Genomic DNA, 14,961 nt, shown 5'->3' on the forward strand with positions numbered 1-14,961 from the left:
GAGAGGTGCGCATGAGTCTTTCCCTGCGCTTCGCCGCCGGATCGCACAAGGGCATGATCCGGGAGGGCAACGAGGACTCCGGCTACGCCGGGCCGCGCCTTCTCGCCATCGCCGACGGCATGGGCGGCCAGGCAGCCGGTGAGGTCGCCAGTTCCGAGGTGATCTCCACGCTCGTTCAGCTCGACGACGACGTCCCGGGCTCGGACATCCTCACCTCGCTCGGCACCGCGGTCCAGCGGGCCAACGACCAGCTGCGCGTGATGGTCGAGGAGGACCCCCAGCTGGAGGGCATGGGCACCACGCTCACCGCCCTGCTCTGGACCGGCCAGCGCCTCGGTCTCGTCCATGTCGGCGACTCCCGCGCGTACCTGCTGCGCGACGGCGTACTCACCCAGATCACCCAGGACCACACGTGGGTGCAGCGGTTGGTCGACGAGGGCCGGATCACCGAGGAAGAGGCCACCACCCACCCGCAGCGCGCCCTGCTGATGCGGGCACTGGGCAGTGGCGAGCACGTCGAGCCCGACCTCTCCATCCGTGAGGTCCGGGTCGGCGACCGCTATCTGATCTGTTCCGACGGGCTGTCCGGCGTCGTCTCCCATCAGACCCTGGAAGAGACGCTCGCCAGCTACCAGGGCCCGCAGGAGACCATCCAGGACCTGATCCAGCTCGCCCTGCGCGGCGGCGGCCCCGACAACATCACCTGCATCGTCGCCGACGTCCTCGACGTCGACAGCAACGACACCCTGGCCGCTCAGCTCAACGACACCCCGGTCATCGTCGGCGCGGTCGCCGAGAACCAGGCGGCGCAGATGAGCGACGCCGAGAGCACGGCCGCCATGCAGACCCCCGCCGGACGGGCGGCCGGCCTCGGTCGGCCCGTACCGCCGCCCTCGGGGGGCTTCGGCCCGCCCGGAAGCGGCGACGACGGCGGCTACGGCGGGATGCCCGACGGCTCCTTCGACGCGTACACCGACGACGACTTCGTCAAGCCCGGCGGCGGCCGCAAGTGGCTGAAGAGGTCCCTGTACACAGTGCTGGCGCTCGCCGTCATCGGCGGTGGCCTCTACGGCGGCTACCGCTGGACACAGAGCCAGTTCTACGTCGGCGCGAAGAACGAGCACGTCGCGCTGTTCCGCGGCATCAGCCAGGATCTGGCCTGGGTCTCGCTCTCGGAGGTCGAGAAGGACCATCCCGAGATCGAACTCAAGTACCTCCCGCCCTACCAGCGCAAGCAGGTCGAGGCCACCATCGCCGAGGGCAACATCTCCGCCGCCCGCGAGAAGATCGGCGAACTCTCCGTCCAGGCGTCCGCCTGCAAGAAGAACGCCGAACGCCGGGCCGCCGAGAAGGCCGCCGGCGACGAGGCCCAGGCACCGGGTACGGACGCGGAGGCCGCCGGGACCGCCAGTGGCGCGAAGACGTCAGACTCCGCCAAGACCAAGCCGACCAAAACTCCCACTCCTGGTCCCAGCCTCTCGGAGGAAGAGAAAAAGCTGGTCCCGCAGTGCGGTAAGCAGTAAAGCCGTAGGGGGCCTTCAGCACCATGAGCGTTGTCACCAATACGACCACGATCGGCGCGATCGACGCACCGAGCCGCCGCAACACCGAACTGATGTTGATGGTCTTCGCCGTCGCCATCTCGGTGTTCGCCTACGCCAACGTGGGACTCGCCCTCAACGGCGAACTGCCCTCCGGCATGCTCGGATACGGGCTCGGACTCGCCCTGCTCGGCGGCATCGGCCACCTCGCCGTCCGCAGATTCGCCCCGTACGCGGACCCGCTGCTGCTGCCGCTGGCGACGCTGCTGAACGGGCTGGGGCTGGCCATCATCTGGCGTCTGGACCAGTCCCCGCGGTTCCAGGCGACCGAGAACTTCGTGCCCGCCGCCTCCAAGCAGCTGCTGTTCTCGGCTGCGGGCGTCGCGCTGCTGGTCATCGTTCTGCTGGCCCTGAAGGACCACCGCATTCTGCAGCGCTACACCTACATCTCCATGCTGGTGGCGCTGTTCCTGCTGATCCTTCCGATGTTCTTCCCCGCGGTGAACGGCGCCAAGATCTGGATCAAGATCCCCGGCGTCGGCACGATCCAGCCGGGAGAGTTCGCCAAGATCATCATCGCGGTGTTCTTCGCCGGCTATCTCATGGTCAAACGGGACGCGCTGGCCCTGGCCAGCCGCCGCTTCATGGGCCTCTATCTCCCCCGGGGCCGTGACCTCGGACCCATCCTCATGGTGTGGGCCTTCTCGATCCTGATCCTGGTCTTCGAGACGGACCTGGGCTCGTCCCTGCTGTTCTTCGGCATGTTCGTCGTGATGCTGTACGTGGCCACCGAGCGCACCAGCTGGATCGTCTTCGGTCTTCTGATGTCCGCGGCAGGCGCCGTCGGTGTGGCCACGTTCGAACCCCACGTACAGCAGCGTGTGACCGCCTGGCTCGACCCGTTCGACGGCTGGGGCAAGCTGGCCGCCAGCGAGCAGATGGCCAAGTCCCTGATGGCCTTCGGCTCCGGCGGCACCCTCGGCACCGGGCTCGGCCAGGGCAACTCCGACCTGATCGGCTTCGCCGCGAACTCCGACTTCATTCTCGCCACCGTCGGCGAAGAGCTCGGCCTCGCCGGGATGATGGCCATCCTGCTCGTCTACGGCCTGATCGTGGAGCGCGGCGTCCGCACCGCCCTCGCCGCCCGCGACCCGTTCGGCAAGCTCCTCGCGATCGGGCTCTCCGGCTCCTTCGCCATCCAGGTCTTCGTCGTCGCCGGCGGTGTCATGGGGCTCATTCCGCTGACCGGTATGACCATGCCGTTCGTCGCGGCAGGCGGATCGTCGGTCATCGCCAACTGGGCCCTGATCGGCATCCTGCTCCGCATCAGCGACACCGCGCGCCGCCCCGCCCCGACCCCGGCGCCCTCTCCCGACGCCGAGATGACCCAGGTGGTCCGACCGTGAACAAGCCCCTTCGCAGGATTGCGATCTTCTGCGGGCTGCTCGTCCTCGCTCTCCTGGTCCGCGTCAACTGGCTCCAGTACGTCCGCGCCGACGAGCTGAACGGGAACGAGCACAACCGCCGGGTCCAGATCGAGCGGTACGCCCACGAGCGCGGCAACATCATCGTCGACGGAGCCCCCATCACCGGGTCCGTCGAAACCAAGGGCAGCGACTTCAAGTACAAGCGGGTCTGGAAGAACGGCCCCATGTGGTCCCCCGTCACCGGGTACTCCTCGCAGGCGTTCGACGCCTCGCAGCTGGAAAGCCTTGAGGACGGAATCCTCACCGGTAACAGCGACCAGCTGTTCTTCGACCGCACGCTGTCCCTCTTCAACGGCAAGAAGAAGACCGGCGGCAACATCGTCACCACCCTCAACGGCGCCGCCCAGAAGGCCGCCTTCAAGGGACTCGACAACAGGAAGGGCGCCGTAGCCGCGCTCGACCCGCAGACCGGCGCCATCCTGGCCCTGGTCAGCACCCCTTCGTACGACCCGTCGGTCTTCGCGGGCAATTCCCTCAAGGACGCCGAAGCCCGGCAGCAGCTCCTGAAGGACAAGGACAAGCCGATGCTCAACCGGGCATTGCGCGAGACCTACCCGCCCGGCTCGACCTTCAAGGTCGTCACCGCCGCCGCGGCCCTGGAGAACGGGCTGTACAAGGGGATCGACGACAAGACGGACTCCCCGCTGCCCTGGCGGCTCCCGCTGACCACCGGCAACCTTGCGAACGAGGGCAACATCCCGTGCGAGAACGCCACGCTCCGGGAAGCGCTGCGGTGGTCCTGCAACACCGTCTTCGGCAAGATCAGCGATGACCTCGGCAACCAGAAGATGATCGACGAGGCCGGCAAGTTCGGCTTCAACAAGGAGATCTTCACCCCGGTACGCGCCGATGCCAGCGTCTACCCCAAGGACAACCGTCCGCAGAACGCCATGGCCGGCATCGGCCAGGCGTCCAACCGCGCCACCCCGCTCCAGATGGCGATGGTCGCCGCGGCCGTGGCCAACGACGGCAAGCTGATGCAGCCGTACATGGTCGCCGAGCGCCAGGCCCCCAGCCTGGACGCGATCTACACCCACGAGAAGGAGCAGTTCAGCCAGCCCCTCTCGGGTGAGAACGCGCAGAAGCTCCAGCAGATGATGGAAACGGTCGTCAAGAACGGCACGGGAACCAACGCCCTCATCAACGGCGTCACTGTCGGCGGCAAGACCGGTACCGCCCAGCACGGCCTGAACAACAGTGAGAACCCGTACGCCTGGTTCATTTCGTACGCCAAGACCGACAGCGGCTCCCCGGTCGCCGTCGCCGTGGTCGTCGAGGACAGCGATGCCAACCGCGACGACATCTCCGGTGGCGGCCTGGCCGCCCCGATCGCGCGGGATGTGATGAAGGCGGTCATCGACAGCAAGAAGTGATGCCCATCACATCGGGTGCCATACCTGCACATCGGGATACCGGTCAGGTATCAGGTCCGGACTCCGGGCCGATCAGGTAGTGCGCGGCCGGTAGCGTATGCGCGAGCAGCACACCGCCGGACCACACACCGGTGCGGTCGGGACTGACGGAGAGGGCTGGAACAGTATGGAAGAGCCGCGTCGCCTCGGCGGCCGGTACGAGCTGGGCTCGGTGCTCGGCCGTGGTGGCATGGCCGAGGTCTACCTCGCACACGACACCCGGCTCGGCCGCACCGTAGCAGTGAAGACGCTCCGTGCCGATCTGGCCCGCGATCCGTCCTTCCAGGCCCGGTTCCGCCGTGAGGCCCAGTCCGCCGCCTCGCTCAACCACCCGGCGATCGTCGCCGTCTACGACACCGGCGAGGACTACGTCGACGGGGTCTCCATCCCGTACATCGTGATGGAGTACGTCGACGGGTCGACGCTCAGGGAGCTACTGCACTCCGGCCGCAAGCTGCTGCCCGAGCGCACCCTTGAGATGACCGTCGGCATCCTCCAGGCGCTGGAGTACTCGCACCGCGCCGGAATCGTCCACCGGGACATCAAACCGGCGAACGTCATGCTGACGCGCACCGGTCAGGTCAAGGTCATGGACTTCGGCATCGCCCGTGCCATGGGCGACTCCGGAATGACGATGACCCAGACCGCCGCCGTCATCGGAACCGCCCAGTACCTCTCCCCGGAGCAGGCCAAGGGCGAGCAGGTCGACGCGCGGTCCGACCTCTACTCGACCGGCTGTCTGCTCTACGAGCTGCTGACGGTACGGCCGCCGTTCATCGGTGACTCACCGGTCGCGGTCGCCTACCAGCACGTGCGGGAAGAGCCGCAGAAGCCCAGCAACTTCGACCCCGAGATCACGCCCGAAATGGACGCGATCGTGTTGAAGGCCCTGGTCAAGGACCCCGACTACCGGTACCAGTCGGCCGACGAGATGCGCGCCGACATCGAGGCCTGCCTCGACGGCCAGCCGGTCGCCGCCACCGCGGCGATGGGCGCGGCCGGTTACGGCGGCTACGACGGATACGGCAACGACCAGCCGACCACCGCGCTGCGCGCCGCGGACCAGAACGGCGCGCAGACGTCGATGCTGCCCCCGGTCAACCCGGACGACGGCGGCTACGGCTACGACGACCGCCCGGACCGCCGCCGCCAGAAAAAGAGCAACACCTCGACGATCCTGCTGATCGTGGCGGGTGTCCTGGTGCTGATCGGCGCGATCCTGATCGGCCAGTCGGTGTTCAGCAACCGCAACAGCGACAGCGACAAGTTCGATGTTCCGAACATGGTCGGCTCGACAGTGAAGGAAGCCGAGAGGCTCGCGGACAACGCCGGCGTCGTCCTGAAGGTCGGCTCGCGCAAACCGTGCGAGGACCAGCCCAAGGGCAAGATCTGCAGTCAGACCCCGACCGACGACGAGACGATGGCGAAGAAGGAGACCGTCACGGTCGTCGTCTCCACCGGGGCGCCGAAGGTCGATGTCCCGAACGTCGTGGAGAAGACCGAGGCGACGGCCCGCAAGGAGCTGGAGGCCCAGGGCTTCACGGTGAACGTCACCGCGGTCGAGTCCGAGAAGACCTCCGGTACGGTCATCAAGCAGACCCCTGACGGCAACACGAAGGCCGAGAAGAACTCCGAAGTCACCATCACGGTCGCCAAGCAGGCCACCCAGAAGGTGCCGAACGTCGCCGACCGGGACTACAACGCGGCCGTGGCTCAACTCAACGGCCTGGGCTTCACCAACGTCTCCAGGACCGACGTCGATTCGGAGAAGCCGGCGAACCAGGTGATCAGCCAGACACCGCCCCCCGACTCGATGCAGCCGCTGACCGCCCAGATCGTGCTGACGGTCTCCAAGGGCCCGCAGCAGCCCGAGCAGACCACGGTTCCGGATCTCCAGGGCAAGACGCTCGGGGAGGCCAAGGGCCTGCTCACCGCGGCCGGACTGCAACTCGGCCAGGTGCAGGGGCCGAACGACGACAACGCGAAGGTCGTCACCTTCCAGCCCGGCGCGAACCAGCCGGTCGACAAGAACAGCGCGGTCAACGTGGTGACCATGCCGGGCGGCGGAGACGGCAACATCTTCGGCGGCCCGTCCGGCAGACACCGCTGACACCGTTACACCGCCCCGAAGGGCCCCGGCGCCGCACGGCGACCGGGGCCCTTCGTCGTACTCACCACGTGCCTGCCGGAGACCGTCCCCGCCGGGTGTCCGGCCGGGACCGGGGGACAGCTGTCGGCTGTCAGCGCAGCTCCGCCGGCTTCGTACGGTCCTTGTCCACCTTCTCCGTACGCACCAGCTCTCCCCACACGATGTAGCGGTACTTCGACGTGTAGACCGGCGTGCAGGTCGTCAGCGTGATGTAGCGGCCGGACTTCTTCGCGCCCGAGCCCTTCGGCACCTCCTGCAACACGTCGACGTTGTACTTCGACGTCTCGGGAAGCTCCTTGAAGACCTTGTAGACGTACCAGGTGTCCTTGGTCTCGAAGACGACCGCGTCCCCGGTCTTCACCTTGTCGATGTTGTGGAACTTGGCGCCGTGCCCGTCGCGGTGGGCGGCCAGGGTGAAGTTGCCCTTCTTGTCCCACGGGAGGGCCGACTTCACCGGGTCCGTGTAGTAGCCCGCGATGCCGTCGTTCAGGTTCTCGGTGTCGGTGCCCTTCTTGACCAGCACCTCGCCGTTCTTCATCGACGGGACGTGCAGGAAGCCGATGCCGTCCTTGGTGTCGAGCGCGCCCGGTCCGCCCGCCCAGCGGTCGCGGATGGTGTGGCCCTGTTTGGTGGCCTCACGGTCGGCGAGCACATTCGTCCACCAGAGGGAGTAGACGACGAAGAGTCCGAGCACCAGGCCCGCGGTGATCAGGAGTTCGCCGAAAAGACTGACCGCGGTCGCGACGGGATGGCGGCCCCTGCGCCGGGGCGGGGGCTCGGACTCGCCGGTTCGCTCTTCGTGCTCGGTCCTCGCTGTCACCGCACCAGTCCCTGTCGTGATGATGATTCAGCCCACGAGCGCGTCGGGCTTCCCCTCGCTGCGCGGTCGTTCGTCGACCATCTTGCCCCAGACGATCAAACGGTACGTACTCGTGAATTCCGGCGTACAGGTCGTCAGAGTGATGTACCGGCCCGGCCCGTCGAACCCGGAATCGCGCGGCACCGGGTCGATCACCGAGACGTTGGACGGCGATGTCTGCGGCAGGGTCCTGGCCGTCTTGTACGTGTAGTACGCGTCCTGCGTCTCGACCACGATCAGGTCGCCGGGGTTCAGCCGGTTGATGTAGCGGAACGGCTCGCCGTGCGTGTTGCGGTGACCGGCCAGGGCGAAGTTGCCCTTCTTGGCGGAGGGCATCGCGGTGCGGAGCGTGCCCTCGCTGTAGTGGCCGACCATGCCCCGGTCGAGGACCTTCTCCTTGCTGATGCCCTCGGCGATCGGAGCGACCACATCCAGCTTGGGGATGTGGATGATGGCGAATCCCTGCCCCGCTTCGAACTCCCCTGGGCTGCGGTCGCCCTTCGCCCAGTCGTCCTGGATCTTGTGCGTCTCCTTGCCGGCGTACTGGTCGGCGCGCACATTCGTCCACCACAGCTGATAGGTGACGAACAGCAGCATCAGCACGCCGAGCGTGATGAACAGCTCGCCGGTGACCCGGCTGGCCACCACGGCCGGGCTGTCCTTGGCCGCACGTGCCGCACGCCGTGCCTCGACGCGCGACATCGGCTTGTCGGGCTGCGTGGCGGCCGTCGCCGCCGCCTCCGGCCGCTGATCGGCACGGCGTCGGCCCCGGCCCTTGGCGGCGCGACGGCGCTCGGCGCGGCCTCCGGTACGCGGCTCCGAACCGGTGTCGTCGGCGTCCGGACCGGGGTCCGTCGCAGAGCGCGGAGTCGCGGAGTACGAGTCGGGGTCCGCCGCTGATGCCGCCGATACCGCCGATACCGCGAAGATCTCCGTGTCGCCCAGCGGATCCGGATCCGGGTCCGGAACCGGCCGCCCGGCTGTCGTCTTCACCCGGCCGTCCGACCGGTGGGCGCCGGCCGTCCGTGGACCGACCGCCTCGTCGCCGGCCGGGAAGACGACGGCAAGGGGCTGCGTCAACTGCTCCGGAACGGACTGCTGCGGAACCAGCCGCTGCGGAACGGACTGCGCCATGAGCGGCGGCACGGGCCGCGTCGGCTGCTCCGGGACGGGCGCCGGCATGGGGGCCGGTACAGCCGTCTGCGGGCCGTACCAGTCCCGTGCGAACCCCTCGGGGTCGTACCACTCCTGCGGAGCGCCCTGGGGGCTCTGTGCCCCGTACGGCGCCTGTGCCTGGGCCGGCCCCTGTTGCGGCTGGGCCGGTCCGTCCGGGGCACGGTGCTGTCCCGGCCCGGCTGCCGGCGCCTCGGTCGACCGGGCCGGAACATCGTCGGCCCTGAACCACGGGGAGGTGCGCGGCCCCGGCAGCGGATCGTTCAACGGGTCCGCCAGCCGGTCGACCGCCGCCTCGAACGCGCCTGCGGCCCCGTACGCTCCCTGCTCGTACGGGCCGTCCTGATCGGCGTCGTGTCCGGGGCGGAGCTCGGTCACGCTACGGCCTTGCCCACCACCGGCGCGAGCCCCGCCGACCGCGCGACGGCTTCCGTGTCGCCGCACTGGGCCAGCCAGTTGGCCAGCATCAGGTGTCCGTGCTCGGTCAGCACCGACTCCGGGTGGAACTGCACGCCCTCCACCGGCAGCTCACGGTGGCGCAGCCCCATGATGATCCCGTCGGCGGTCCGCGCCGTCACCTCCAACTCCGCCGGGACGGTGTCCGGTTCGGCGGCGAGCGAGTGGTAGCGGGTCGCGGTGAAGGGGGACGGGAGGCCGGCGAAGACGCCCGTGCCCTCGTGGGTCACCTTCGAGGTCTTGCCGTGCAGCAGCTCGGGGGCGCGGTCCACGACACCGCCGTACGCCACCGCCATCGACTGCATCCCCAGGCAGACCCCGAAGACCGGGACGCCGGTGGCCGCGCAGTGGCGCACCATCTCGACGCAGACGCCCGCCTGCTCCGGGGTGCCGGGACCGGGCGACAACAGGACGCCGTCGAAGCCGTCCTGGGCGTGTGCCGTGGTCACCTCGTCATTGCGCAGCACCTCGCACTCGGCGCCGAGCTGGTAGAGGTACTGGACGAGGTTGAAGACAAAGCTGTCGTAGTTGTCCACGACGAGAATGCGGGCACTCACTGGCCGCCGCCCTCCGTCCCGGTCGAGCCGTCGACCGTCACGTCACCGAACGGAAGCAGCGGCTCCGCCCAGGGGAAGACGTACTGGAAAAGCGCGTAGACAACAGCCAGTACCAACACGAGCGAGATGAGCGCACGCACCCATGCGTTGCCCGGCAGATGCCGCCAGATCCAGCCGTACATGTTGTCCCCTCCATTCGGTACGAGACCAGACTAAAGGGCCGGGGCAGAAGCGTGGGTCAGCTGTGGAAAGCCGCCGGCTCGCCTTCGGAAACCGGCCGGGTGGCATCGAGGTGGGCCCAGGCGATGAGCCGGTGGCTGCTGCCCCACTCCGGGTCACAGGTGGTCAGCGTGAGATAGCGGCCGGGCCCGTCGAAGCCGGACTTGCGCGGGACGGGGTCGATGACCCCGATGTCGCCCGGCACGGTCCGGTAGGGCGGCTTGTCGATGCGGTACGTGAACCACGTCGTGCCGTCGCTCAGCACCACCGCGTCGCCCGGACGCAGCTTCGGGAAGTCCTTGAACGGGTCGCCGTACGTACGGCGGTGTCCGGCCACCGCGAAATTGCCCGTCGCGCCGAGGCGGGCGGTCCCCGAGTAGTGGCCAAGGCCCTTCTGCAGGGTCCGGACCCCGGTGTTCTCCAGGACGGGCCACTCCCAGTCCTTGCCGAAGCGGGGTATATACAGCATCGCGAACGGCTTGCCGTCCCGGTAGGCGGCGGGAGCGGGAGGCTGCGCGGGCGCATCCGGCGCCTTCGACGTCGGGGAGGGCCGCGGCTCGGGCGCGGACACCGGACCCTGCGCCCACCGGCTGCGCAGGTCGTCGATCTGCCCCGCGGTGGCGTCGGCCGCCTTCACCCCGGTCCAGAACAGCACGTACACCACAAAGAGAACGATCAGGGCGCCGACGGTGATGCAGAGTTCGCTGAACGTCCTGACAATCAGTCGCACCGACACCTGGCCGGCCTCCCCACAGCCGCTCGCCGATTCACAGCTTCGCGGCCGCTCGCTACTGCTCCACGGGCTCCGCGTAGTGGAGGTCCACTGTGCCCGAGTAGCCGGGAAGAGTCACCGCCTCGTGCTCATCGACTTTCCAGCCGAGCCCGTACGCCTTCACATACAGCAGGTAGTTGCTGATCGCCGGGGAGTTGTTGAGCGCCTGCTTGAGCTTGCCCTGGTCGCCGACCGCGGTGATCTTGTACGGCGGGGAGTAGACCCGGCCCTGGAGGATCAGGGTGTTGCCTACGCAGCGCACCGCGCTGGTGGAGATCAGCCGCTGGTCCATGACCTGGATGCCCCGGGCGCCGCCCTGCCAGAGGGCGTTGACGACCGCCTGGAGGTCCTGCTGGTGGATGACCAGGTCGTTGGGCTGCGGGTCGGGGTAGCCGGGGTTGGCGGTGGCGTTGGGCGGGGCGTCGTTGAGGGTGACGGACACCGACCGGCCGGTGAGCTTCGTGGTGCCGGCGGCCCGCTCCAGCTCCTTGAGCCGGGCCTCCTCCGCCTCGGTGCTGCCGTCGTCCCGCCGGACGAGGGCGTCGATGTCGTCGCGCACGGCCGCGGTGGTCTCGTCCAGCTGGGCGTTCTTGTTGCTGCGCTGCTGGATGAGGTCGGAGAGCTTCAGCAGCGAGGAGTCGGTCCGGATGTTGGTGCCCTTGGCCGTGTTGGCGCTGGTGACGAAGATCAGTCCGGCGAGGGCGAAGACGGCAGCGGTGAGCACACGGGCCGGGTGCCGGAAGGTGCGCCGGACCGGGCCTTGGGGGGAGTCGGCAGAATTGCTCAACGTACCCTTATCTCCTTCGGCGCCAGGGAAGCACTACGCTAACGGACGCCCGAGGTAGGCAGCATTCTCCTCGAGCTCCGCCCCGGCGCCAGCCACAGTTCCCTGCGCGGTCACGCAGCGCATCGACAGGAGAGTTCCTCGTGCCGAAGTCACGTATCCGCAAGAAGGCCGACTTCACGCCCCCTCCGGCGAAGCAGGCAACCAACATAAAGCTGACCAGCCGCAGCTGGGTGGCGCCGGTGATGCTGGCGCTCTTCCTGATCGGTCTGGCCTGGATCGTCGTCTTCTATGTGACCGACGGCGACCTGCCGATCAAGGACCTGGGGAACTGGAACATCGTCGTCGGCTTCGGCTTCATCGCCGGCGGCTTCGGCGTCTCCACACAGTGGAAGTAGAACCGCGACCGAAGTAGTACCGCGTCGGAGTCGGCACCGTAGCCCTCGTGATCGCGTTGCCCTTTGCACAGCGGGGCTCCGTCCCGCAACCCTTGCCCCGAGTTACCCACAGCGTTATCCACAGGCGGGGGAAAAGGTCAGACGATCTGTGGATAACTCCCTGACGGTTGACGCCGATGTGACTGCAGTCTCCCCCATCGGGGGATGGCACGCCCCTTGTCCCTGCTGGAAAAACCCAGCTCAGCGACAAGGGGCACAGTTGTTCCCACAGAATGCACAAGATCCGGCACCCGCTGTGGACAACTGGAGCTGTGGACGTGCGGTTCTGGAACGATGTCCGCTCAGGTGAGCGCGGCCGTTCTGATGACGACGACGAGGATCACGGCCGCAAGGACCAGGGCGCTGGTGCCGTACTGCACCAGCGCGCGCCGCTCGCGGGGTGCGTGCACCATGCCGATCGCGATCAGCGTGCCCGCGACCAGACCACCGACATGCGCCTGCCAGGCGATCCCGCCCCAGGGGTTGAAGGTGATGACCAGGTTCACCGCGAGGAGCGCGAAGACCGGGCGCATGTCGTAGTTGAGCCGGCGCATCAGCACGGCAGTGGCGCCCAGCAGTCCGAAGATCGCCCCGGAGGCTCCGAGCGAGCCCTGCTGGGGTGCGGAGAGCCAGTAGGTGAGGGCGCTGCCCGCCAGCCCGGACACCAGGTAGAGCGTGAGGTAGCGGGCGCGGCCGAGCGCCGCCTCCAGTGGCCCGCCGAGCCACCACAGCCCCAGCATGTTGAACGCGATGTGCCACATCTCCTGGTGCAGGAACATCGACGTCACCAGCCGGTACCACTGGCCTTCCGCGACACCTTCGGGCGGGCCGCCGTAATAGGTCGGGGCACTGCCGAGCAGCATCAGGTCGTCGACCAGCGCGGTGCCCTTCGCCAGCACCGCGAGGTACACCACGACGTTGATGCCGAGCAGGATCTTGGTGACGAGGCGGGGATCGGCCGTGATGCTGCCGCCCGCGACGGTGCGCGGCCGGCCGGCGGCGGGCCCGTGTCCCGTACCCGATCCCTGGCGGACGCAGTCCGGGCACTGGAAGCCGACGGAGGCGTCGATCATGCACTCGGGGCAGATCGGGCGCTCGCAGCGGGCGCAGCGGATGTTCGCCTCGCGACCGGGGTGGCGGTAGCAGCTGAGCGAGCCGTCCGCCGCGGCGGACTGGTCACTGCCTTCCGGCGGCTGCCGGTCCATCGGTCCCATCGCTTCCCGGTCCCTTCGGTCCTGGTCATGACGGGCACGGCACGCACGACGCCGCCCTGCTCGTCCGCTATGTATCAGTACGGACGGGCAGGGCGGTTGGTTCCCGGAAGGGAGATCAGCGTGTGATCAATCGACGACCGTTGGTGATCAGCGGGTCTCGATGACGACCGACTCGATCACGATGTCCTGCACCGGGCGGTCGGTACGGGCATTGGTCTGGGTACCCGCGATGGCGTCCACGACCTTCTGGCTGGCGGGGTCGACGACCTCACCGAAGATGGTGTGCTTGCCGGTCAGCCAGGCGGTCGGCGACACGGTCACGAAGAACTGCGAACCGTTGGTGCCCGGGCCGGCATTGGCCATGGCCAGCAGGTACGGCTTGTTGAAGCTGAGGTCGGGGTGGAACTCGTCCGCGAACTCGTACCCCGGGCCACCGGTGCCGTTGCCGAGCGGGTCGCCGCCCTGGATCATGAAGCCGCTGATGACGCGGTGGAAGACGGTGCCGTCGTACAGCTTGTCCGTCGACGTCTCACCGGTCTCGGGGTGCGTCCACTCACGCTCACCCTTGGCGAGCTCGACGAAATTCTTGACCGTCTTGGGCGCGTGGTTCGGCAGAAGCCGGATCTCGATGTCGCCCTGATTGGTCTTCAAGGTGGCGTAAAGCTGCTCGGCCACGATCTGCCTTCCGTAAGTCTTCGGTGACGTTGAGTCTTCTTCGGTGACGTTGCGTCTTCAGTGACGCCACCGATCCTCGCACGGACCGTACGTTCCGGCGTCCGGCCACCACCGTGGGGCGTACGGCACTCACCTTCCTGCCCCATTCCGCATTCCGCATTCCGCGGTCCGCAGCAACAAATGCGGCCAAGTGCGTGACGAAGCGGCGCGGGCCGGGGCGAACCGTGGCATTGTCGTCGACAAGCTCCCCTTGCACCGCATTGCTCAAGATGTCACCCATGACCTGAATGACCCGGATGCCCGCCCCGCATGCCATACCGGAATTCGGCAGGCATGATCTCGAAATGGGTGGAGAGGCGGAGTGTCTACCCGCCACCAAGGAGGAGGATCCCGTGACCCGCATCGACAGCGTGCGCGCCGCAACCGACTCGGCGAAGGACAGCGTGCAGCACGCCGCGGAAGTGGTGGCGCCCTACGCCGACACGGCCAAGGACCAGGCCGCACATCTCGCGCACGAGGCCCGCACGCGGCTCGCGCCGAAGGTGTCCAAGGCTGCCCAGCAGGCCCGCGTCCAGTACGACGCACATCTGGCACCACGTATCGAACTCGCCCTGACCCATGTGCCCCCCAAGGTCGACGAGGTCAGCCGGCGCGCCGCGCACCGCACCCGCCGGGCGGCCCGGACCGCCGCGGACTACACGGTGCCGCGCGTCGAGCACGCGATGGCCGTGGCCCAGCCGGTGGCCGAGGAGGCCTCGGCCCGCAGCGCCGCCGCACTGGCCGCACTGCGCGGCCAGGTCACGCCGCAGGAGATCAAGCAGCTGATCAGGAAGCACGAGCGACGGGCGAGGGCCGGCCGGCTGTTCAAGGGGCTCGTCGTGGCCGGCCTCGTGGTGGGCGGCGCCTACGCCGCCTGGCGGTGGTGGGACAAGCAGGCCAACCCCGACTGGCTGGTCGAACCGCCCGCCGCCACGGAGGTCTCCGACCGCGCCCCCCTGACCTCGGTCGACGGCTCCGGCCCGACCTCGCTCGACCCCGATGTCCGGGCCAGGCAGGCCGAGGCGGAGGCCGACGGGACGGACGGCCCGGAGGGCGTGAACGGCTCCGGCCCGGACGACCACCGCTGAGCGGAGCGCGGCGGCGCGACGACCGGCAGGGCCCCGAGCGGAGAAACCCCGCCCGGGGCACCGGCCCGAAGCACTCACGGCCTACGGCCCCGCCCTCCG

General features: G+C 68.5%; 14 protein-coding genes. 6 read left to right on the top strand and 8 right to left on the bottom strand.

Features of this window, described 5'->3' with window-relative positions; all coding sequences use genetic code 11:
• Positions 1-11 precede the first annotated feature (11 nt).
• The 4 genes from EES42_RS21380 to pknB all read left to right on the top strand — a co-directional run bounded on the left by EES42_RS21380 (position 12) and on the right by pknB (position 6,550).
• Complete coding sequence (locus EES42_RS21380) at positions 12-1,523, top strand: PP2C family protein-serine/threonine phosphatase (RefSeq protein ID WP_124719847.1); 1,512 nt, start codon at positions 12-14, stop codon at positions 1,521-1,523.
• 23 nt (positions 1,524-1,546) lie between these two features.
• Positions 1,547-2,947: an FtsW/RodA/SpoVE family cell cycle protein gene (locus EES42_RS21385; RefSeq protein WP_124719848.1), complete on the top strand. Its 1,401-nt coding sequence runs from the start codon at positions 1,547-1,549 to the stop codon at positions 2,945-2,947.
• Positions 2,944-4,401, top strand: a complete 1,458-nt coding sequence (locus EES42_RS21390; protein ID WP_124719849.1) for a penicillin-binding transpeptidase domain-containing protein — start codon at positions 2,944-2,946, stop codon at positions 4,399-4,401. The genes EES42_RS21385 and EES42_RS21390 overlap by 4 nt, the downstream gene beginning before the upstream one ends.
• A gap of 166 nt (positions 4,402-4,567) precedes the next feature.
• Positions 4,568-6,550, top strand: coding sequence for a Stk1 family PASTA domain-containing Ser/Thr kinase (pknB, locus tag EES42_RS21395; RefSeq protein ID WP_124719850.1), 1,983 nt, complete (start codon positions 4,568-4,570; stop codon positions 6,548-6,550).
• Positions 6,551-6,680: 130 nt separating this feature from the next.
• On the opposite strand, the gene EES42_RS21400 is transcribed toward pknB, so the two are convergent.
• The 6 genes from EES42_RS21400 to EES42_RS21425 are packed head-to-tail and all read right to left on the bottom strand — an operon-like array spanning position 6,681 to position 11,412.
• The gene (locus EES42_RS21400; protein ID WP_124719851.1) at positions 6,681-7,409 is read right to left on the bottom strand and encodes a class E sortase; all 729 of its coding nucleotides are present in this window, start codon (positions 7,407-7,409) and stop codon (positions 6,681-6,683) included.
• A gap of 27 nt (positions 7,410-7,436) precedes the next feature.
• A complete protein-coding gene (locus tag EES42_RS21405) occupies positions 7,437-8,999 on the bottom strand; it encodes a class E sortase (protein WP_124719852.1) in 1,563 nt (520 codons plus the stop codon).
• A complete protein-coding gene (locus EES42_RS21410) occupies positions 8,996-9,634 on the bottom strand; it encodes an aminodeoxychorismate/anthranilate synthase component II (protein WP_124719853.1) in 639 nt (212 codons plus the stop codon). The genes EES42_RS21405 and EES42_RS21410 overlap by 4 nt, the downstream gene beginning before the upstream one ends.
• Complete coding sequence (locus EES42_RS21415; protein ID WP_124719854.1) at positions 9,631-9,816, bottom strand: hypothetical protein; 186 nt, start codon at positions 9,814-9,816, stop codon at positions 9,631-9,633. Before EES42_RS21415 ends, EES42_RS21410 begins: the two co-directional genes overlap by 4 nt.
• A gap of 56 nt (positions 9,817-9,872) precedes the next feature.
• Entirely contained in the window at positions 9,873-10,589 is a 717-nt protein-coding gene (locus EES42_RS21420; RefSeq protein ID WP_124719855.1) for a class E sortase, read from the bottom strand.
• Positions 10,590-10,641: 52 nt separating this feature from the next.
• On the bottom strand, positions 10,642-11,412 hold the full coding sequence (locus tag EES42_RS21425) for a DUF881 domain-containing protein (protein ID WP_124719856.1): 771 nt from the start codon (positions 11,410-11,412) through the stop codon (positions 10,642-10,644).
• A 140-nt stretch (positions 11,413-11,552) separates the two neighbouring features.
• Here EES42_RS21425 and crgA point away from each other — a divergent pair, with 140 nt between their 5' ends.
• Complete coding sequence (gene crgA, locus EES42_RS21430) at positions 11,553-11,807, top strand: cell division protein CrgA (RefSeq protein ID WP_093548084.1); 255 nt, start codon at positions 11,553-11,555, stop codon at positions 11,805-11,807.
• Between the two features lie 341 nt (positions 11,808-12,148).
• Here crgA and EES42_RS21435 read toward each other — a convergent pair whose 3' ends face one another.
• Both EES42_RS21435 and EES42_RS21440 read right to left on the bottom strand, forming a co-directional pair.
• Positions 12,149-13,051 (bottom strand): rhomboid family intramembrane serine protease, encoded by a 903-nt coding sequence (locus EES42_RS21435; protein ID WP_124720171.1) that lies wholly within the window; start codon positions 13,049-13,051, stop codon positions 12,149-12,151.
• Between the two features lie 156 nt (positions 13,052-13,207).
• Positions 13,208-13,735, bottom strand: coding sequence for a peptidylprolyl isomerase (locus EES42_RS21440; protein ID WP_124719857.1), 528 nt, complete (start codon positions 13,733-13,735; stop codon positions 13,208-13,210).
• 392 nt (positions 13,736-14,127) lie between these two features.
• On the opposite strand from EES42_RS21440, the gene EES42_RS21445 reads away from it, so the two are divergent.
• On the top strand, positions 14,128-14,862 hold the full coding sequence (locus EES42_RS21445) for a DUF5324 family protein (RefSeq protein WP_124719858.1): 735 nt from the start codon (positions 14,128-14,130) through the stop codon (positions 14,860-14,862).
• The last annotated feature ends 99 nt before the right edge of the window (positions 14,863-14,961 follow it).

It is taken from the genome of Streptomyces sp. ADI95-17, assembly GCF_003846175.1.
Lineage (GTDB): Bacteria > Actinomycetota > Actinomycetes > Streptomycetales > Streptomycetaceae > Streptomyces > Streptomyces sanglieri.